The sequence below is a fragment of the Bacillus sp. FSL K6-3154 genome, assembly GCF_040869395.1.
GTDB lineage: Bacteria > Bacillota > Bacilli > Bacillales > Bacillaceae > Bacillus > Bacillus safensis.
Window position 1 is genome coordinate 3,413,377 of sequence record NZ_CP152033.1, and the last position, 19,931, is coordinate 3,433,307.

The 19,931-nt window shown below is 40.9% G+C and carries 16 protein-coding genes; 13 read left to right on the forward strand and 3 right to left on the reverse strand.

Going from position 1 to position 19,931, the window contains the following annotated elements; translation table 11 throughout:
• Positions 1 to 111: 111 nt before the first annotated feature.
• The 9 genes from spoVS to mutL all read left to right on the forward strand — a co-directional run bounded on the left by spoVS (position 112) and on the right by mutL (position 13,574).
• The gene (gene spoVS, locus MHH61_RS17585) at positions 112 to 372 is read left to right on the forward strand and encodes a stage V sporulation protein SpoVS (RefSeq protein WP_003211281.1); all 261 of its coding nucleotides are present in this window, start codon (positions 112 to 114) and stop codon (positions 370 to 372) included.
• 202 nt (positions 373 to 574) lie between these two features.
• Positions 575 to 3,619, forward strand: a complete 3,045-nt coding sequence (locus MHH61_RS17590; protein WP_125586745.1) for an efflux RND transporter permease subunit — start codon at positions 575 to 577, stop codon at positions 3,617 to 3,619.
• 174 nt (positions 3,620 to 3,793) lie between these two features.
• Positions 3,794 to 4,858, forward strand: a complete 1,065-nt coding sequence (gene tdh / locus MHH61_RS17595; RefSeq protein WP_125586743.1) for an L-threonine 3-dehydrogenase — start codon at positions 3,794 to 3,796, stop codon at positions 4,856 to 4,858.
• Entirely contained in the window at positions 4,858 to 6,036 is a 1,179-nt protein-coding gene (locus tag MHH61_RS17600) for a glycine C-acetyltransferase (protein WP_125586741.1), read from the forward strand. The genes tdh and MHH61_RS17600 overlap by 1 nt, the downstream gene beginning before the upstream one ends.
• A gap of 150 nt (positions 6,037 to 6,186) precedes the next feature.
• Entirely contained in the window at positions 6,187 to 7,713 is a 1,527-nt protein-coding gene (gene miaB / locus MHH61_RS17605; protein ID WP_024427027.1) for a tRNA (N6-isopentenyl adenosine(37)-C2)-methylthiotransferase MiaB, read from the forward strand.
• A gap of 1 nt (position 7,714) precedes the next feature.
• Positions 7,715 to 8,149 carry a RicAFT regulatory complex protein RicA family protein gene (locus MHH61_RS17610; protein ID WP_008358013.1) on the forward strand — a complete coding sequence of 145 codons (435 nt, stop codon included), beginning with the start codon at positions 7,715 to 7,717 and terminating at the stop codon, positions 8,147 to 8,149.
• A 255-nt stretch (positions 8,150 to 8,404) separates the two neighbouring features.
• Positions 8,405 to 8,950, forward strand: a complete 546-nt coding sequence (cotE, locus tag MHH61_RS17615; RefSeq protein WP_024424105.1) for an outer spore coat protein CotE — start codon at positions 8,405 to 8,407, stop codon at positions 8,948 to 8,950.
• Between the two features lie 124 nt (positions 8,951 to 9,074).
• Entirely contained in the window at positions 9,075 to 11,651 is a 2,577-nt protein-coding gene (gene mutS / locus MHH61_RS17620) for a DNA mismatch repair protein MutS (protein ID WP_125586740.1), read from the forward strand.
• Positions 11,652 to 11,672: 21 nt separating this feature from the next.
• A complete protein-coding gene (gene mutL, locus MHH61_RS17625; RefSeq protein ID WP_125586738.1) occupies positions 11,673 to 13,574 on the forward strand; it encodes a DNA mismatch repair endonuclease MutL in 1,902 nt (633 codons plus the stop codon).
• A gap of 37 nt (positions 13,575 to 13,611) precedes the next feature.
• On the opposite strand, the gene bslA is transcribed toward mutL, so the two are convergent.
• Positions 13,612 to 14,136 (reverse strand): biofilm surface layer hydrophobin BslA, encoded by a 525-nt coding sequence (gene bslA / locus MHH61_RS17630; RefSeq protein ID WP_024424102.1) that lies wholly within the window; start codon positions 14,134 to 14,136, stop codon positions 13,612 to 13,614.
• A gap of 123 nt (positions 14,137 to 14,259) precedes the next feature.
• Complete coding sequence (locus MHH61_RS17635) at positions 14,260 to 14,664, reverse strand: hypothetical protein (protein WP_024427030.1); 405 nt, start codon at positions 14,662 to 14,664, stop codon at positions 14,260 to 14,262.
• Positions 14,665 to 14,732: 68 nt separating this feature from the next.
• On the opposite strand from MHH61_RS17635, the gene MHH61_RS17640 reads away from it, so the two are divergent.
• The 4 genes from MHH61_RS17640 to MHH61_RS17655 all read left to right on the forward strand — a co-directional run bounded on the left by MHH61_RS17640 (position 14,733) and on the right by MHH61_RS17655 (position 18,078).
• Positions 14,733 to 14,990 carry a hypothetical protein gene (locus MHH61_RS17640; protein ID WP_024427031.1) on the forward strand — a complete coding sequence of 86 codons (258 nt, stop codon included), beginning with the start codon at positions 14,733 to 14,735 and terminating at the stop codon, positions 14,988 to 14,990.
• Positions 14,991 to 15,234: 244 nt separating this feature from the next.
• Positions 15,235 to 15,708, forward strand: coding sequence for a CarD family transcriptional regulator (locus MHH61_RS17645; protein ID WP_024424099.1), 474 nt, complete (start codon positions 15,235 to 15,237; stop codon positions 15,706 to 15,708).
• A 310-nt stretch (positions 15,709 to 16,018) separates the two neighbouring features.
• Positions 16,019 to 16,768 carry a poly-gamma-glutamate hydrolase family protein gene (locus MHH61_RS17650; protein WP_024424098.1) on the forward strand — a complete coding sequence of 250 codons (750 nt, stop codon included), beginning with the start codon at positions 16,019 to 16,021 and terminating at the stop codon, positions 16,766 to 16,768.
• Positions 16,769 to 16,929: 161 nt separating this feature from the next.
• Positions 16,930 to 18,078 (forward strand): Rap family tetratricopeptide repeat protein, encoded by a 1,149-nt coding sequence (locus MHH61_RS17655; protein ID WP_024427032.1) that lies wholly within the window; start codon positions 16,930 to 16,932, stop codon positions 18,076 to 18,078.
• 89 nt (positions 18,079 to 18,167) lie between these two features.
• Here the strand turns inward: MHH61_RS17655 and MHH61_RS17660 are convergent, their stop codons facing one another.
• Positions 18,168 to 19,493 (reverse strand): S8 family peptidase, encoded by a 1,326-nt coding sequence (locus MHH61_RS17660; RefSeq protein WP_125586736.1) that lies wholly within the window; start codon positions 19,491 to 19,493, stop codon positions 18,168 to 18,170.
• Positions 19,494 to 19,931 lie beyond the last annotated feature (438 nt).

Below are 19,931 nucleotides of genomic sequence, written 5' to 3' on the forward strand. Positions count from 1 at the left end.
CTATTTTTGAAAAACATTTTGGGGATGGATTTTCAAAAAAATAGCATCATCTAACAAAGATTGTTCTAATGAACACTCACTTATCCATTGTAAATTTAAGGGGGAGCAGAAATGGAAATTTTAAAAGTTTCAGCAAAGTCAAATCCGAATTCAGTAGCAGGAGCATTAGCCGGCGTTTTACGTGAACGCGGTGCAGCGGAAATACAAGCAATCGGCGCTGGAGCACTGAATCAGGCGGTTAAGGCTGTCGCCATTGCAAGGGGATTTGTCGCGCCAAGCGGAGTGGATTTGATATGCATTCCAGCCTTTACTGACATTCTGATCGATGGAGAAGAAAGAACAGCCATCAAATTGATTGTTGAACCACGATAATTCTAATTTTATTATTTTCAACCTGCTTACATCATGTAAGCAGGTTGTTTTTGTTTACCGCTATACATTTCTTATATAACATATTCAGTTCGTGAAATAGATAAAAATGACATATTAGAGCTTGCATTTTTTCACCGTGATGATAAATTAAGATTAAGTTGAATTTAATTCATTAAAAATAAATATTTAAGTAGGTGAAATAATGTTTGAAGCTTTTTTGAAAAGAGGAAAGCTTGTTTTTATTTTATTTTTTATCGTTCTCATTGCTGGCGGCTATTTATTCGCGCAGCTTCCTAAACGAGAACTGCCAGAATTCGAGGCGAATCTCGTCACGATTTCTACCGTTTTTCCTGGTGCAGATGCAAAACAGGTGGAAAGAGATGTCACCAATAAACTGGAATCAGCACTATCAGATATCAATGGTGTAGAGAAAACGAGCTCGGTTTCTGCCATTGGTTTCTCAAATATTGTGCTTGAAATTGAGGACCAAGCCGACTTTCAAAAGGTGGCAAGTCAAATTAAGAATGAAACCACAAGTGCTGCGTCGTCTTTTCCTGACGGGGTGAAGGAGCCGGAAGTAAAGGATGAATTCGGCAGCGTGCCGGTTGGCTCTTATATGATTGTGTCGAGTGAATCATCGGACTTAGCAAAGAGTCAGCAATCGCTGCGTGCATTGAAGGAAAAAGTAGAGGACATCAAAGGGGTAGACAGTGTCATTATCAAAGGCTTCAATGACAAACAAGCGCTATTAAACTTAGATTCAAACAAGCTGGAGGGTGAAGGGCTCAATGTAACTGATGTCACAGATGCCTTCAATCAGGAATTTGACACATCTCCACTAGGCGATATTCGGGCAGGCAAAGAGAAGGTGAAGCTGTCCATCGATACATATGACCGCTTAGATCAAGTTAAAAAAATTGAGCTTTTCTCAAAAACGAAAAGAGAGCCGGTCACAATTAGTCAGCTTGGCAGTTTAAAAGAAGTAGAAAAACAGAAAAGTGATATTGTGTCGTATAACGGAAAGCCCGCTTATTCATTTACTGTGAATATTAAACAAGGGCTTGATATTCCTAAAATGTATGACAAAGTCAGTGATGTCCTTGAGAAAGAAAAGCAGCTGCCAAATGGGGTGGAGTGGGTAGACTACTATTCACAAAAAAGTGAAGTGGATACCATTTTCAATGATTTAATAAAAGAAGCCATTGTTGCGGTCATTGCTGTCATAATTGTTACCACACTTGGACTCACGATTGGCGGGGCGTTTATCGTTTCACTCGCCATTCCGCTATCCATTACAATTGGAACGATTCCGCTGCCATTTTTACAAGTGGACCTCAATCAAATTTCGATCATCGGCTTTATCATTGCTTTAGGGATACTTGTCGATGATGCCATTGTCGTCAATGATAATATTTTAAGACAAATGAAAAAATACGAAAGTCCGCTTAAAGGAACAATTGCAGGGGTGAAAGAAGTCGCAGGGTCCATTTTGACATCAACACTGGCTGTTGTGTTTGCCTTCCTGCCGCTTGTATTCCTATCAGGTGCAAATGGTTCATTTATTCGGGCATTACCGTCTGTTCTAGTGACGACTGTGCTTGCGTCCATGGTGATTTCTCTGACACTTGTACCGGTCTATCAATATACTGTGAACCGGAAAAGAAAGAACAAAAACAGTCAAAAAGAGCCGGGATTCCTAGGGAAACCATTAAAAAGGCTGGCTGATTTCTATGCAGACCGTGTGCTGACAAACATTGTGAAGCGGCCGCTCGTTATTGGACTAAGTGGTTTGCTCGTTGCAACGCTTGCCTTTTTACTTATTTTCGTCACACCATTTGAATTTTTCCCTGCGGCGAATAAGAAAGAAGTGGTGGTCACTGTCACGCTTCCAAGTGAAACAACATTAGACAAAACAAATGAAACACTAAAGAAAATAGAACAAGAGATCAAACAGCAAAAAGGCATTGAAGAAACGGCGATTTTTGCAGGCGGCGGTGTGCCGAACCTGTTTAATGAAAGTATTTCAAATGCAAGTGACCACACGGGTCAGGTTGTCGTGAGAGTAGACAATGATCAGATGACAAGTAAGGCATTAATAGATCGTATGACCGAGCCTTTGCGAGAGACATTCAAAGAGGCTGAAATCTTTATGAAAACCATTGTACAAGGACCGCCAACTGGAGCGCCAGTGACAGTAACGGTTGCGGGTGACTCTTTTTCAAAGCTCATTGATGTCAAAGAAACACTGACAAATGAAATGAAAGACAAAGGGGCAAGCTTGATTACGGACGATGTCAATCAGCCGGTGAAAACGATCTCCTTTGAATTAAACCGCGAGCGGATGGCAGAGGATGGGCTCAGTGCTCAATTTGTCAGCAGACAGCTTGGTCTTGTGACAGAAGGTATGCCATTAGGTACCTTTCAACAAGGAACAAATGATATCGATTTAGTAGTGAAACAGGATATAGGCACACATCAAAATGGTTTAAAGCTAAAAGAAATGAAAGTGCCTGTGAAGACAAATGAGGGCGGTATGCCTCAACTTGAGCCGCTTAGCCGATATGTAAAAGAAAAAGAAACAGAGCAGTACGAAAGCATTCCACATGAAAATGGAGTTCCGACCATTACGCTGAAGGCGTATCCCGGCGCATCAGATTCGTTTAAAGACGATATGAAAGAAGTCGTCAATCAAGTGGGGAAAAGCGCTACAGCGAAGGATTTGACCATCTCACAGGGTGGAGAAAATGAAAATCAGACCCAGTTCTTTATTGAAATTAGTCTCTTATTTGCAGTAGTCTTGCTGCTCATTTACGTGACCATCGCATTCCAGTTCAATTCATTGATGCTTCCGCTGTTAGTTCTAGGAACGGTTTACTTAGCCGTATCAGGAGCCATTATCGGGCTGTTTGTCACACAAACACCATTCAGCTTTATGGCAACAATGGGGATTGTCTCATTGGCTGGTATTGTCGTCCGAAATGCGGTCGTCCTATTTGAATTTATTGAACAGCGGCGCAAGCAAGGATTTGATCAACAGACAGCTGTCATTGAAGCAGGAAGAGCAAGGATTAGACCGATTCTCTTAACAGCATTTACGGCACTTGTTGCACTAATGCCTGTTGCATTAAGTCATGATCCACTCTTTAAGCCGCTGGCCATCTGTATTGTATCGGGTGTCTTTTTCTCAACAATACTGACCTTATTCATTGTGCCAGCACTATATGTTGCCGTTTCAAAGAAACGCTGACGATGAAAGCAAATCTCCGATCGTAAGGAGATTTGCTTTTTTTTTAGAAAAATATCCAAAAAAATATGTGGGGTGTTCATTTGTCTTTTTCTAGTAGACAGTGGTATTTACGACTAAAATAAGTCGTGTTAAAATCTGATTGGGAGAAGTTTTTTAACAAAGGGGTTGTACGTCATGTGTGGAACGATGAAAGCAATTGTTAAAAAAGAAAGCGCTTACGGAGCGGTGATGATGAAGATGCCGATTCCAGAAATCAAAGATCATGAAGTTTTGATCCAAGTGAAAGCCACTTCGATATGCGGAACAGACGTGCATATTTATAATTGGGATGACTGGGCTAAGGGAAGAGTCAAAGCGCCTTACATTTTTGGACATGAATTTACAGGGGAAGTTGTTAAAGTGGGGAAGCAGGTCTCACGAGCAAAGGTAGGGGACTCTGTATCAGCTGAGACGCATGTTGTATGTAATCAATGTTATATGTGCTTAACAGGGCAGCAGCATTTGTGCAGTGAAACGAAAATTTTAGGGGTAGACATTGATGGCTGTTTTGCTGAATATGTCAAAGTACCTGAACAAAATGTGTGGCACAATCCAGCTCAAATGCCGATCGAGCTTGCCTCTATACAAGAGCCGCTAGGAAATGCTGTTCATACTGTACTGCACACACCTGTTTCAGGTAAGTCAGTGGCGATTTTTGGCTGCGGACCAATCGGTTTAATGGCAATCGCTGTTGCAAAAGCCTCCGGGGCTGTTCAAGTGTTCGCTGTTGATAAAAATGAATACAGGCTCGATCTTGCCCGGAAAATGGGAGCAGATCATATCGTGGATATTGGAAAAGGTGATCCAGTCGCGATAATTAAGCAGCTCACGCGGATGGAAGGGGCAGATGTGATGTGTGAGATGTCAGGTCATCCAGCTGCCATTAATCAAGCACTCGAAGCTTGTGCAAATGGAGGGAAAGTCAATATACTAAGCTTGCCAGAACGGCCAGTAACAATTGATATTACGAATCAAATTGTTTTTAGGGGATTAACCGTGCAAGGGATCACGGGGAGAAAAATGTTTGAGACGTGGCGTCAAGTATCTGAGCTATTAAGAACGAATACCATTGATGTAAAGCCAGTTGTCACTCATACACTGCCATTTGAAGAGTTCGAAAAGGGATTTGAACTTATGCAAAGCGGTACGTGCGGGAAAGTCGTACTGATGATGCCATCATATCAAAGGGGGAAGAAATGATGAAAGAATTCACGTATTTACAAGATGAATTGGAAACAATGAAGCAACAAGGCACCCACCAAACTTTGAAAGAGATCGACTCAAAACAATCATCCACTGTGACATTAAATGAACAATCTGTCATACAACTCTCCTCAAATAACTACTTAGGGCTCACCTCACACCCTAGGCTGATGAAAGTAGCAAAAGAGGCAATCGATGAATTCGGTGCGGGTACAGGATCTGTACGTACCATCGCCGGCACAATGACGATGCATGAACGTCTTGAAAAAAAGCTTGCTGCATTTAAAAAGACAGAAGCAGCACTTGTATTCCAATCAGGCTTTACGACCAATCAAGGGGTCTTATCCAGTATCTTGACAAAAGATGATATTGTCATTTCAGATGAACTGAATCATGCCTCAATTATTGATGGCATCCGATTAACAAAAGCAGATAAAAAGGTATACGGTCATTCCAATATGGAAGAGCTGGAGAAGATTTTGAAAAAATCAATGAATTACCGCGTCCGCCTCATCGTTACAGACGGTGTATTCTCGATGGATGGAGATATCGCGCCACTTCCTGAGATCGTCAGGCTCGCAGAGGCATATGATGCATTTGTGATGGTAGACGATGCGCATGCCTCGGGCGTGCTTGGAGAGAATGGCCGCGGGACGGTCAACCATTTTAAACTCGACGGCAGAGTGCACATTCAGGTCGGGACACTTAGTAAGGCTGTCGGAGTGCTCGGCGGCTATGTGGCTGGTTCAGCGGTTTTAATTGATTATTTAAAGCATAAAGCAAGACCGTTTTTATTCAGCACCTCTCATCCGCCAGCTGTAACTAGAGCGTGTGAAGAAGCGATTGAAGTGCTGTTAGATGAACCGGAGCGAATCGATACACTTTGGGAGAACGCCACTTATTTTAAAGAAAAGGTCATCAGCCTAGGATTTCAAGTCGCCCCAACAGAGACACCGATTATCCCAATCATGATTGGAGACGAAGCACTTACTTTTCGATTCTCAAAGGCTTTAATAGAACGAGGCGTGTTTGCCCAAGGCATCGCTTTCCCAACTGTAGCAAAAGGCAAGGCAAGAATTAGAGCCATCATCACAGCCGAGCACACAAAAGAAGAACTAGACCGGGCACTGACAATCATTGAAGAAGAAGCAAAAAAACTAAACATACTTGATTGAGAGAGCGCAGGCTCTCTTTTTTCTTTTTGTGAAAAATGGTTATGACTAATAGGCAATTTTCATAGAAGAACCGTATATGATTTATTTTCAATTCATCACAAAATAGTCTATACTGTAGGGTGGAACTTGGTTTGAAAGGAGTACAAATTCATGAATGAAGAGCAGAGAAAAGCGAGCGGACAAGTAAGTTCATCGGACAAAAAATCCGAGAAGGACTACAGCAAATATTTTGAAGCTGTGTACATTCCGCCTTCCTTAAAAGATGCAAAAAAACGGGGTAAAGAAGAAGTCGAATACAATCAATTTCAAATTGACGAGCAGTTTCAAGGGTTAGGAAACGGCCGCAAGTTTTATATTCGCACATATGGCTGTCAAATGAATGAGCATGACACAGAAGTGATGGCTGGTATTTTTATGGCGCTTGGCTATGAACCAACAAACTCAACGGAAGATGCGAATGTCATCTTATTAAACACTTGTGCGATTCGTGAGAATGCAGAAAATAAAGTGTTTGGAGAGCTTGGACATTTAAAAGCATTAAAACGTGAAAAGCCAGATTTAATTTTAGGTGTCTGCGGATGTATGTCACAAGAAGAATCTGTCGTGAACCGTATTTTGAAAAAACACCCATTTGTTGACTTGATTTTTGGCACGCACAACATTCACCGCCTGCCAGAGCTGTTATCTGAATGCTACCTTTCAAAAGAAATGGTCATTGAGGTTTGGTCAAAAGAAGGCGACGTGATTGAGAACCTTCCAAGAGCCCGTCAAGGTAAAATCAAGGGCTGGGTGAACATTATGTACGGCTGTGATAAATTCTGTACATACTGTATCGTGCCTTACACGCGCGGAAAAGAAAGAAGCCGCCGCCCAGATGAAATTATTCAAGAGGTCAGACGTTTAGCGGCAGAAGGATATAAGGAAATTACCCTTCTTGGTCAAAACGTGAATGCATATGGAAAAGATTTTGAAGATATGGAATATGGTCTTGGCCACCTGATGGATGAGCTGCGAAAAATTGATATTCCGCGTATCCGTTTTACAACAAGCCACCCGCGTGATTTTGATGATCACTTAATTGAAGTGCTTGCCAAGGGCGGAAACCTTCTCGATCATATTCACCTGCCAGTTCAATCCGGAAGTTCTTCTGTGCTGAAACTTATGGCGAGAAAATATGACCGTGAGCGTTACCTTGATCTTGTGCGCAAAATCAAAGAAGCTATGCCGAATGCTTCATTAACAACGGACATTATTGTTGGGTTCCCAAATGAAACAGATGAGCAGTTTGAAGAAACACTTTCCCTCTATCGTGAGGTTGAGTTTGATGCTGCTTATACATTCATTTATTCTCCAAGAGAAGGAACGCCTGCAGCGAAAATGAAAGACAACGTGCCAATGCGTGTGAAAAAAGAACGTCTGCAGCGCCTAAATGCACTTGTGAATGAAATTTCTGCGAAAAAAATGAAGGAATATGAAGGGCAGATTGTCGAAGTATTAGTAGAGGGTGAAAGTAAAAACAACCCTGAGATCCTAGCCGGATATACAAGTAAAAGCAAGCTTGTGAATTTTAAAGCACCAAAAGAAGCGATTGGCAACATCGTCAAAGTGAAAATCACACAAGCCAAAACTTGGTCTCTTGACGGAGAAATGGTTGGAGAAGCTATTGAGGTGAATTAAAATGACACTTTATTCAAAGAAAGAGATTGTCGAACGCGCAAGAGAGCTCGCTAAAATGATTTCTGAAACGGAAGAAGTTGATTTCTTCAAAAAAGCAGAAGCGCAAATCAATGAAAATACAAAAATTTCAACGATTATTAATCAAATTAAGGCGCTTCAAAAACAAGCTGTGAACTTAAAGCATTACGGCAAACATGAAGCCTTAAAACAAGTCGAAGAAAAAATCGATGCCCTGCAAGAAGAACTGGATGACATCCCAGTGATTCAAGAATTCAAAGAATCACAAATGGAAGTCAATTCTCTGCTTCAACTTGTAGCGCACACGATTTCGAATCAAGTAACAGATGAAATCATTCTTTCAACCGGCGGTGATCTCTTATTAGGAGAAACCGGTTCAAAAGTGAAAAACTCATCACCAAGTTGCTCCATTAAATGAGAAAACCCCGCAGATGCGGGGTTTTTTGCTTTCCTATTAACATTTTTTGAAAAGCACTACCCATTCTTTTTCATGCTTCATCGCCTCCAAACCTCTCACTCTCCAACTTTTCCAATTTTCAAGGCAAGTTTATGGGCGACCATGCATACACTGAAACAGAAATGAATTTAATTGAACATGAAGTTCAAAATCGTGACACACTAGACGAATGCCCAGCATAAGATAAAACGATCAAGAACAAGGAGGCATGCCGGAATGTCTGAATACAGAGAAATTATTACAAAAGCGGTGGTTGCAAAAGGGAGGAAATTCACCCAAAGCACACACACCATTTCTCCATCGCAAAAACCAACCAGCATCCTAGGTGGTTGGATCATTAATCATAAGTATGATGCTGAAAAGGTCGGTAAAACCGTTGAGATCGAAGGAACATTTGATATTAACGTATGGTACTCTTACGCCGACAACACGAAAACAGAAGTCGTCACAGAGCGTGTGAAGTATGTAGACATCATTAAACTGAGATATAAAGATAAAAATTTCCTTGATGATGAGCACGAAGTAATTGCGAAAGTATTGCAGCAGCCCAATTGCTTAGAAGTGACCATTTCTCCAAATGGCAATAAAATTATCGTTCAGGCAGAGCGTGAATTCATTGCTGAGGTAGTCGGTGAAACAAAAATTGTCGTAGAGGTCGATTCAAGCTGGAAAGAAAAAGATGATCACGAGTGGGAAGAAGAAGTGGATGAGGAGTTAGAGGATATTCATCCAGAATTCCTAGCAGGTGAGACAGAAGAGTAAGGAATGACTAGGGCGCATATCCCCCTAGTTTTTTTGTGCCTGATCTAGGAGAAAAAAGGTGATTTTTTATGCTATAATTAGAGATGGTATGAATTCGAAAGTAATATAGTGAGGGATTAGAAATATGGCAAGTTATACGCCCATGATACAGCAATATTTAAAGATCAAGGCAGATTATCAAGATGCCTTTTTATTTTTTCGCCTAGGCGATTTTTATGAGATGTTTTTTGATGATGCAAAGGAAGCCGCGCAAGAACTAGAAATTACGTTAACAAGCAGAGACGGCGGCACAATTCCAATGTGCGGCGTTCCTTATCATTCTGCTTCTGCATACATAGAACAGTTGATTTCAAAAGGCTACAAGGTCGCCATTTGTGAGCAGGTGGAAGACCCTAAAACAGCAAAAGGTGTAGTCAAAAGGGAAGTCGTTCAACTGATTACACCAGGAACCGTCATGGATGGTAAAGGATTAAGTGAAAACGAGAACAACTTTATTGCGTCTGTTACCAGCTTTCAAAATGGGTACGGTCTTGCGCTGTCTGATTTATCAACAGGTGAAAACATGGCAGCTTTCATCGATCGATTAGATGAAGTCGTATCAGAAATTTATTCTGTCGGTGCAAAAGAAATTGTGGTGTCAAAACAACTGGATGAGGAAACAATCAAAACCCTTAAAGAACGCTGCCAAGCAACTATTTCATACGAAGATAGTGATCAATTATTAGATGAAGCTGAGCGGCTCGTTTCCCATCTAGACGAAAAGTTAAAAACGTCATTTTTAACACTATATGCCTATTTAAGAAGAACGCAAAAGAGAAGCTTGGATCATCTTCAGAAAGTTCAAGTGTTTGAACTTGAACAAACGATGAAAATCGATCTTTACTCAAAACGAAACCTAGAATTAACAGAAACGATTCGTTCAAAAAGCAAAAAAGGCTCTTTATTATGGCTGTTAGATGAAACAAAAACAGCGATGGGCGGCAGACTGCTCAAGCAATGGATCGACCGGCCGCTTATTCGCCTTTCGCAAATTAATGAGCGTCAGAAAATGGTGCAAATTCTGATGGATCATTTCTTTGAGCGAGAGGATCTGCGCGAAAGATTAAAGCAAGTATATGATCTTGAGCGTTTAGCGGGCCGCGTAGCATTTGGCAACGTGAATGCCCGTGATCTCATCCAGCTCAAAGAATCCTTAAAACAAGTACCGGATATTAAACAACTCGTTCATTCATTACCAGAAGAAATGGCAAAATCAAGAGCGAATGAGATTGATCCTTGTGGTGATTTGCTTGATTTATTAGAAGATGCACTTCATGAAAATCCGCCGATGACGATAAAAGAAGGCAATTTGATTAAAGATGGCTACAATGCAAAATTAGATGAATACCGTGATGCCAGCCGAAACGGAAAGGACTGGATTGCACGGCTTGAACAGCAGGAAAGAGAATATACCGGCATTCGCTCCTTAAAAGTCGGGTTTAATAAAGTGTTTGGTTATTATATCGAAGTGACACGCGCAAATACACATCTGCTGGAGGAAGGGCGTTACGAAAGAAAACAAACGCTTGCCAATGCAGAGCGGTATATCACACCTGAATTAAAAGAAAAAGAAGCACTGATTCTTGAAGCAGAATCAAATATTAACGAATTGGAATATGAACTATTTACAGCTCTCAGGGAGCAAGTAAAAGGCTATATTCCTAGATTACAGCTGCTTGCAAAACAAATGAGCGAGCTTGATGCGCTTCAATGCTTTGCGACTGTCAGTGAAAAGCGCCGTTATATCCGGCCGGAATTCACAGAGGATGACGTGGATGTCAAAGATGGCCGTCACCCTGTCGTTGAAAAAGTGCTGGATCACCAGGAATATGTACCGAATGACTGCCATATGGGAAAAGGCAGACAAACCTTACTCATCACTGGACCGAATATGTCAGGGAAAAGTACGTATATGAGACAAATGGCGCTCATCTCGATTCTTGCGCAAATTGGCTGCTTCGTTCCTGCGTCAAAGGCGACGCTTCCAATCTTCGATCAAATCTTTACACGTATTGGTGCAGCAGATGATTTGATTTCTGGTCAAAGTACTTTTATGGTAGAGATGCTCGAAGCAAAAAATGCGATGGTGCATGCAACGAAAAACAGCTTGATTTTATTTGATGAAATTGGACGCGGGACAAGCACCTATGATGGAATGGCTCTTGCGCAGGCGATCATTGAATTTGTTCATGATCATATTGGGGCCAAAACCCTATTTTCTACACATTACCATGAGCTCACTGTCCTTGAATCCCAATTAAGCGAGCTGAAAAATGTTCATGTGCGAGCTGAAGAGCATGAAGGCACGGTCGTTTTCTTACATCAAATCAAAGAAGGTGCAGCTGATAAAAGCTATGGTATTCATGTAGCGCAGCTTGCTGAATTGCCTGATGCCATCATTAATAGAGCCCAGACTATTTTAACGGAGCTTGAGAGCGGATCACATGACGTGACTCCAACCGTATCTGCGGCACCAAAAGCAGAAAAGACTGGAGAAAAACAGCAGCTTTCTTTCTTTGAAGTAGAAGAAAAACCGCAGCCGAAAGCTGCGCTAAAACAGAAGGATCAAGCGGTCATCGACGAATTAAAGTCTTACAACCTAATGGATATGACGCCGCTTGAAGCAATGACAAAGCTGTATGAATTGCAAAAGAAATTATAATGTAAGGTGAGGTGAGCAGAAATGGCAAAGATTATTCAGTTATCCGATGACCTATCCAATAAAATTGCTGCAGGTGAAGTGGTCGAGCGTCCGGCTTCTGTTGTAAAGGAGCTTGTGGAAAATGCGATCGATGCAAAAAGTACAGTCATTGAAATCGATGTAGAAGAAGCAGGTCTTTCTTCTATCAGGATTATTGATAATGGTGTTGGAATCGATGCTGAAGATTGTAAGCTCGCCTTCCAGCGCCATGCAACGAGTAAAATCAAAGATGAAAATGATCTGTTTCGTGTTAGAACGCTCGGATTCAGAGGAGAGGCGTTGCCAAGTATTGCATCCGTCTCTCACCTAGAAATGAAAACAAGTACTGGTGAAGGAGCTGGGACACACTTAGCTTTGCAAGGCGGGAAGATTATTTCAGAGAAAAAAACCTCTGGCCGCCGCGGCACCGAGATTGTGGTCACCAATTTATTTTACAATACGCCAGCCCGCCTAAAATACATGAAAACCGTTCATACGGAACTTGGCAATATATCGGATGTTGTCAATCGAATTGCGCTAGCTCATCCCGAAGTATCGATCCGTTTGCGTCATCAAGGGAAAGTCCTGCTACAGACGAATGGAAACGGAGATGTACGTCATGTACTTGCGGCCATTTACGGGACAGCTGTGGCTAAAAAAATGCTGCCGCTTCACGTACAATCACTTGATTTTGAAGTGAAAGGATATATTTCGTTACCTGAAGTGACGAGGGCATCACGGAATTATATGTCTTCTGTTGTAAACGGCCGATATGTCAAACATTTTCCGCTCGTGAAAGCGATCCATGAAGGGTATCACACGCTGCTTCCGATTGGCCGTCATCCAATTACATTCATTGAGATGAAGATGGATCCCATTCTAGTGGACGTGAACGTTCATCCATCGAAGCTAGAAGTGAGGCTAAGTAAAGAACAGGAACTTCATGATCTGATTAAACAAGGAATTAAGGAAGTATTTCAAAAGCAGCAGCTCATTCCAAGTGCTTCAGTACCAAAAAAAGCACCAATGCAAGCTGTGAAAAATGAGCAGCAATCCTTAACCTTTGATGCGAAACAAAGGAACGCAAGCCCAGCGGAAACACCGCTAACCTATCAGCCGGAGCCGCACGAGTCGGTCGTATACGAGACAAGTCATACCGATGCATACGGAATGCCTAAACAAGAGAAGGCAGGAGCATCATCACCAGTATTTTATGAAGAAGCCTCATCTGAGCGTGTTCATTTAGAGGAATCCGCCGCTTCACTTGAATATGAAGAGACGGTACTGCATGAAGATGTGACAGAAACGCTTCCTGAAAACGAACGCGTCCCTGTGATGTATCCAATTGGGCAAATGCATGGCACATATATTTTGGCTCAAAATGAACGAGGGCTTTATATCATCGACCAGCATGCGGCTCAAGAGCGAATCAAGTATGAGTATTATCGTGAGAAGGTAGGAGAGATCGAACAGGAAGTGCAAGAAATGCTCGTCCCCTTAACATTTCACTACTCTAAAAACGATATGCTGATTATTGAAGAGCATAAGGATATTCTCGCGAAAGTGGGGGTCTTCTTAGAGCCCTTTGGTTCAGGTAGCTACATCGTTCGGTCGCATCCGCAGTGGTTTCCAAAAGGTGAAGAGGCTGAATTGATCGAAGAGATTATAGAGCAAGTGCTTGATGAAAAACGTGTTGATATCAAGAAACTAAGAGAAGAAGCGGCGATTATGATGAGCTGTAAAGGCTCAATCAAAGCAAATCGTCATTTGCGTCATGATGAAATCAAAGCCTTATTAGATGAACTTCGGCAAACGAAGGACCCATTCACCTGTCCGCACGGCCGGCCGATCATCATTCATCACTCGACATATGAGATGGAGAAAATGTTTAAACGGGTGATGTGATATAAAAAAAGCGCTCTTAAAAGAGCGCTTTTTTTATTTAGCATCCGCAAGGATCTGGCGGTGTGACCACAACTGGTCGTGTATTAATATCAATCGTATCTTCTGCATAAAATGTGGAACCGATGCTGATGGCTCGATTTTCTGCACGGAACGTGTATGTACCTGCAGCAGGAAGTACTTTATGTGAAAGCTTTAATGTATATTTGGAAATTCCAAGTAAATCCAGTCTGAGCGGAATACGAACGGTTTGTCCGTTGTTCAAAATATAGCTGTCTTTTAATGCTTTGCCGTTCATAATGTCTTTAGTTGTTGCTTGGAAACCCTTTGGTAGAGTGAACTCAACCGCACCAAGACTTAGAACAGAATTTGGGCTGTACGTCAGCTCAATGTCAGAAAAAGACCATTCCTGCTTACTTGCTCCTGTAATTTTTGCGTAAAGTGCAGCTGGTTTTGCATTGGTTGTTGCTTTGCCGGCTTCCTCAGCAGATGCAGAAAGCGGTACTGACAGCGCCATAACCAATGTGAGCATCCCCATCATAAGAATCGTCCACGTTTTTTTCATTTTTTCCTTCCCCCTTGTTGAATATAGGTAAATAATAGATGATTACACCCATTATTTACCTATAATGTTACCATATTACCATATGGTGTTAAATGGGATATTATACCCTTATTTTGTCATTCTTTAGTAATAGCGGGGAAAAAGCGCATTTGGTTGATTCATTCCGTAATAATGGCCTGGCATTTGCTGGTTTGTTGGCATCATCATATGCATATCTTGATAACCATATGGATGGTGTGGCATCATTCCATATCCACCATAATGGCCTAGATGATGGTGATCCTTCATTGGAACATGCTTTGAAAAGGTATCATGCTGGTTTGGGAACGGTGAATAAACTGAATGATGATGTGGATGGTGCGCGTTATACATATCTTTTTTGCCGCTATGATAATGGTTTGGCATATTCATATGATCATGCATGTTTGGCGCGACCATATGCTCATGATTGGCTGTATACACATTTTCAAATGTGTGATAGGGATTTTCTTGGTGATAATGATTCATTTGGCTGTTCATATCGTTCATGTATATCTCATCCTTTATGTCAGGTTGCCATATCCTATGAGACAGATCTGCTTCATGAGCCTATCCATATGAAAGAAAAAAACCGGCTTTTCAGCCGGGAAAAGGAAAAGCAGGTAAAGCGTCAAGCGTTAAATTGTATAGCTGTGTCTTCTTCTGCGACGCTTTTTACATCTGCTGCAGACACTTTTAGGAAAATAACAGGGATCGTAGCTTCGAGAGGTATCCCAAAAATCGCTCTCAAACCATTTATCTTTTTTATGACAAAACTTTTTTTCTTTACATGGATCCTCATGGCAATGATCGTCATGCTTTTTATGGCAGTGTGAGTGGGAATGTTTGCACTTGCATTTGCACATTGTCATCCCTCCTAAATGTGACTCAATGCTAGTATATGCAAGAAAGAGTCATGAGGACTGGATGCTCATGACTCTTTTATAAAAAAAGGCTTTTTCTGAAAAACTCAAATAAAAAGAATTGACTAGTGCTAAATTAACATGATAAAATATAAATTTTTATCCTCTGATGAAATGTGTTATAATGATATTGTGAATACTTTCGGAGGTGGCGGATTTGTTTCAAATAGGTGATAAAATTGTTTATCCAATGCATGGAGCCGGTGTGATTGAAGGAATGGAAGAAAAAGAGATTTTAGGTAAGACACAGGAATATTTCCTGATTCAAATGCCGAATATGCAGATGATGGTCCCAAAAGGCAGAATCAATCAACTAGGTATACGTCCGGTAGCAGATCAAGCAACGCTGAAAGTTGTGATGAACAATTTTGCAGAAGAAACAAACGACGACACGCTTACTTGGAAGCAAAGATATGATGAAAATCTGAAAAAGCTAAAAACAGGTGCGATCGAAGATGGTGCAGACGTTGTCAAAGATCTAATGAGACGAAATCAGAAGAAAGCGTTAAATTCAAGTGAAAAGAAGATGCTTGAAGATGCAAGAGGCATGTTAGTGAGTGAGATTTCACTTGCACAGGGACTGACGCAAGATGAAGTGATGACAGCTTTAGAGAATGAATTAAGAATGTAATGATGATATACAGAGACTAGCTGTAAACTGAAGGGGACTACTTCTTTTGTTTACAGCTTTTTTGTTTGAAAAAAAGAGTAATATTGCCATTTTTGTAGGTGGTTTTAACTAAAATTGAAATGAGGTCATACGATTTAGTTTTTACGTTCACAACAAAAATTTAAAGACCTCTGAAATACCTAGATCATATGAAAAACAGGTAACTTCTCCTGATTCATTCAAATGAGCCGGACAACCTTTGAATTTTCTAAGCCATTGATAGTAAAATATTGCGGTAAGATGACACCTAAGAGAAAAAAGGAGCGGTGAAATGAAAAGGTTACTAATATGTGGATTCATCTTTCTTATTCTGTGTACTCTTTTAATGGTGAAATGCAGCCATTCTGTTCAAGAAAAAAAAGAGCAAAAGCAGCATCATCAAGAGGTAGAAAAGTATCGAAAAGAGCGAAAACAAGGCGATCAATATGAAAGCTTTAAACAGCTCATGCGATATGAAAGAGACGGTTATGAGATAGAATTTCACGAAAAGGGCGGAAGTGATTTACTTGTATTTTCTCCTCATGGAGGTGACATTGAACCAGGAACAAGTGAAATTGTAGAAGCCTTTCAAGAAAGCTACTCTACGTATTTGTTTGAAGGTACAAAGCAAGACAATAACCGGGACCTGCATATCACGAGTACCAATTTTGATGAACCCATTTTGGTTCAAATGATTAAAACGTATCCTTTTTCAATTTCCATCCACGGCTATAAAAGTGATAAAAGACACACGCTCGTTGGCGGCACAAATGAAAAAATGCAAAGAGCAGTTGTACGAGAACTAAAAGATCGGGGATTTTCCGCAGAAATGGTACAAAAAGGCGAACGGCTTTCTGGTACAGATCCCAAAAATATAAATAATCGAAATGCGAGTGGTGAAAGTGTTCAGCTCGAAATTAGTACAGCGCAAAGAGAAGCTTTTTTTGATAATTTTGAGACGAGAAAAGGAAAGAAAAAAGCATTTAGACGCTATATTAATGCATTAAAAGAAGTACTAAGAGAATTCGATCCGTCTGCGTAAAAAAGTTTGATGGGCAAAAGTACTCTATTTAAACTTGGTAAAAAAGATAGGAATATGCGATTTGAACATAAAATATGTAATAACTTACAATTTGCCTTGAAAACATAAATTATGTAAAATAATAGTTATCAGTTTGATATGATAGAATGGGGCTGAAGTGGATGGCACACAAAATACCATCTTCCGAAGTAGGTGTAAAGATCAATCAATGGTACACGCATATTTGCAAATTTGAAGTTGAACAGGCAAACGGCATGAAGCGCCTTGTTGAAGAAGAAATTCATGATATGGAAGAGGATCAAGATTTACTCCTATACTATTCTCTAATGGATTTTCGCCATCAAATGATGCTTCAGCACTTAGCGCCAGTCCATGCAGGGAGTGAAACGCTTCAAGCAGTGTCCTTTCCTAAAGAAATTGACGATGCAGAAGATGAAATGACAGGCTTACTCGGCTATTATTTTCATTTTTTTCATGGAATGTATGCGTTTATCCAGCGCCGGTATATCGAGGCCATTTCATATTACAAGCATGCGGAACATCAACTGATTTTAGTGACAGATGAGATCGAAAAAGCAGAATTTTACTATAAAATTGCAGAAGTATACTATCATATGAAACAAACCTATTTCTCCATGCACTACGCTAAAAAGGCAAGAGACATCTACAAGAAACATCAGCTTTATGGAAAAAGAAGCATTCAATGTGATTTTGTCATGGCAGGTAATTGGATTGATGTTAATCAGTATCAAAAAGCGCTTCCTTATTTAGAAAAAGCGTTAAAGGTCTGTGAAGCGATGGAACAAAAAGAATGCACATCTTACTTTAAAGCAATGGCGCTTAATAACTTAGGCACTTGTCATTATAGTATGGGAACGTACCATACAGCGACTGTCTTTTTTGAACAAGCCATTTCACTTTATCAGAAAGATCAAGCATCCACGATGATCAAATCGTTGTTTTCACTTGCCCTTACTTGTTTTAAACTCGGAGATATCAAGCGGGCAGGCGAGGCCATATCTACAGGAATGAAAGAGGCTTGTGTATTGGAAGATGAAATTTATCAGTTGAAATTCCAATTTTTGCAGGCGCTCTATATAGAGAAAGACGGCTGTGAGCAATTGAGGTCGGCCCTTTTTGGTCTAAGAAATAAAAAAATGTTTGCTGATTTAGAGGAATTAGCACTTGATGCGGCTAATTATTATAAGGAACGCGACATGTACAAGGAATCCTCCACTTTTTTTGAGATTGTGATCGAAGCGCGTACGCACATTCAAAAAGGAGATGAGATGTATGAGAACGAAGCATAACATGTCAGCTGCTCAAGTAGATGAAAGACTTCACACTTAAAAATGAGACAAACAACACCCTTTACGCAAAACGTAAAGGGCTTTTTTCTTTATTCTTTGATTGCTTTTTCTGCGTCAATTGCACCTGCTCCATAAACCATCGGGTCATCCCCAGACCACTTGCTTGTATTTTCTTTTAACAGGGTTTTGACTTCATTCGGTGTTAAATTTGGTGAATGCTCTAGTAGTAGAGCGCAAATACCAGCACAAATCGGTGTTGCCATCGATGTGCCAGATAACGTTGTATAATCATGATCAACTCTGCTTGATTTATCAAGTTTATCCAAAAAGGATCGTGGTGATCTGAGAGAAACGATGTTTACTCCTGGTGCGAGGATATCAGGCTTTGCCTCCCCGTAAACCGTCGGTCCTCTGCTTGAAAACGGTGCCACGACATCGTCACTTGATTCTGGTGTATTCCTGTCATCGTAGGCTCCGACCGTAATGACTTTTTGACTGACAGCAGGGCTTGCAATCGTCTGGCTGTTAGGGCCAGAGTTTCCGGCAGCGACGCATACAACAATCCCTTGATCCCAAGCCGCATTGACAGCACGCACCATTGGATCGTCCTGTTCGTCATCATAACGCTGCGCAGCTCCGCCCAGCGACATACTGATAATATGAATCGGATCATCGGGGTTGTCTTCGTTGAATTGTATGCACCATTCAACACCTTCTATAATAGTAGAAAGTGATCCAGCCCCTTGTTTATTTAACACTTTCACGCCAATCAGATTTGCTTTTGGGGCAGGTCCTTTGTATAAGCCGTCTGAGGCGGCTCCATCTCCAGCGACATCTCCCGCGCAGTGAGTACCGTGGCCATTATCATCATAAGGCTTTGTTTTTTGTTTGACTAAATCCACAAAATCTCGAATTCTTCCATCTAAATCTTCATGTGGATAAATTCCCGTGTCAATGACAGCGACCGTAATGCCTTCTCCTGTTAAAGTTGTCCCGTTTCGGATGACTTCTTCAGCATGGCTTGCTTGTGTGGCTACATCCAGCAGCGCATGAACTTTCCGGTCTAAATAAATTTTACGAATATGCTCACCGTTTGCTAATAGCTCCTCTAAAGCAGCAGGCGTTAAATCAGCAGCACAGCAGTCGATATGTGAAAAATGCCGTTTTATATTTGTTTTTCTGCTTTTTTTCATGAGCCGCTTTGTGCTTTGAATCCCTGCCTCGGCTGCACCTTCCTTAAATTCAATGATCACACGAAGCTTCTTTTTCTTCTTCAGTCTGCCTTCGAAAAAACGATGAAGAAAGCATGGCGTCCATTTAAAAGGTTTATAAAGGTGAAGAACGGTCTCTCTTAAAGGCTGATCTAGTTTACTAGCATGTGTTCTGACCATCTGCACCATAGAAAATCCAAACATGTGATGCCCTCCATTCCAGCTATCCATTCTCGTACACTCATACGTTATGAGAATGAGAACTGCTTGGTTCGGATTCTTGTCCCTCCTTTTCTTTATATTGGCGGCTTGCTTATGTCTTTCAAAAAAGAAAAGCGCTTACATTTTGTAAAATAATAGAAAAAGGTGGAATTCACGTAGAATCTGCCGATGATAGGTGGGAGAGTTCTTCTGAGAGAACCAGTGAAACAAAGGATTTTGCAGAAAAAGGAGGGCTGTGGACAGGGTCAATGCTCATATAAATGTGATGCGTGACAGATGGAAAACATCAAATCCTTATCAAAAAAAGCCGAATTAAAGAAAACAGACTGGATAGGACTAGGTCATATTAAACATAACGTCATTTTTTTGTCATACTATTCTAACTCTGTTTTCAAAGAGGAGAGGCGTTTCTGTGTATAT

Bases quoted from the DNA above. Each gene is read 5' to 3' on its own strand.
- bslA (WP_024424102.1), bottom strand. From the start codon at position 14,136: ATGAAAAAAACGTGGACGATTCTTATGATGGGGATGCTCACATTGGTT.
- MHH61_RS17650 (WP_024424098.1), top strand. From the start codon at position 16,019: ATGAAAAGGTTACTAATATGTGGATTCATCTTTCTTATTCTGTGTACT.
- MHH61_RS17590 (WP_125586745.1), top strand. From the start codon at position 575: ATGTTTGAAGCTTTTTTGAAAAGAGGAAAGCTTGTTTTTATTTTATTT.
- MHH61_RS17655 (WP_024427032.1), top strand. From the start codon at position 16,930: ATGGCACACAAAATACCATCTTCCGAAGTAGGTGTAAAGATCAATCAA.
- spoVS (WP_003211281.1), top strand. From the start codon at position 112: ATGGAAATTTTAAAAGTTTCAGCAAAGTCAAATCCGAATTCAGTAGCA.
- miaB (WP_024427027.1), top strand. From the start codon at position 6,187: ATGAATGAAGAGCAGAGAAAAGCGAGCGGACAAGTAAGTTCATCGGAC.
- MHH61_RS17600 (WP_125586741.1), top strand. From the start codon at position 4,858: ATGAAAGAATTCACGTATTTACAAGATGAATTGGAAACAATGAAGCAA.
- MHH61_RS17635 (WP_024427030.1), bottom strand. From the start codon at position 14,664: ATGAACGATATGAACAGCCAAATGAATCATTATCACCAAGAAAATCCC.
- MHH61_RS17640 (WP_024427031.1), top strand. From the start codon at position 14,733: ATGAAAGAAAAAAACCGGCTTTTCAGCCGGGAAAAGGAAAAGCAGGTA.
- mutS (WP_125586740.1), top strand. From the start codon at position 9,075: ATGGCAAGTTATACGCCCATGATACAGCAATATTTAAAGATCAAGGCA.
- mutL (WP_125586738.1), top strand. From the start codon at position 11,673: ATGGCAAAGATTATTCAGTTATCCGATGACCTATCCAATAAAATTGCT.
- MHH61_RS17610 (WP_008358013.1), top strand. From the start codon at position 7,715: ATGACACTTTATTCAAAGAAAGAGATTGTCGAACGCGCAAGAGAGCTC.
- cotE (WP_024424105.1), top strand. From the start codon at position 8,405: ATGTCTGAATACAGAGAAATTATTACAAAAGCGGTGGTTGCAAAAGGG.
- tdh (WP_125586743.1), top strand. From the start codon at position 3,794: ATGTGTGGAACGATGAAAGCAATTGTTAAAAAAGAAAGCGCTTACGGA.
- MHH61_RS17660 (WP_125586736.1), bottom strand. From the start codon at position 19,493: ATGTTTGGATTTTCTATGGTGCAGATGGTCAGAACACATGCTAGTAAA.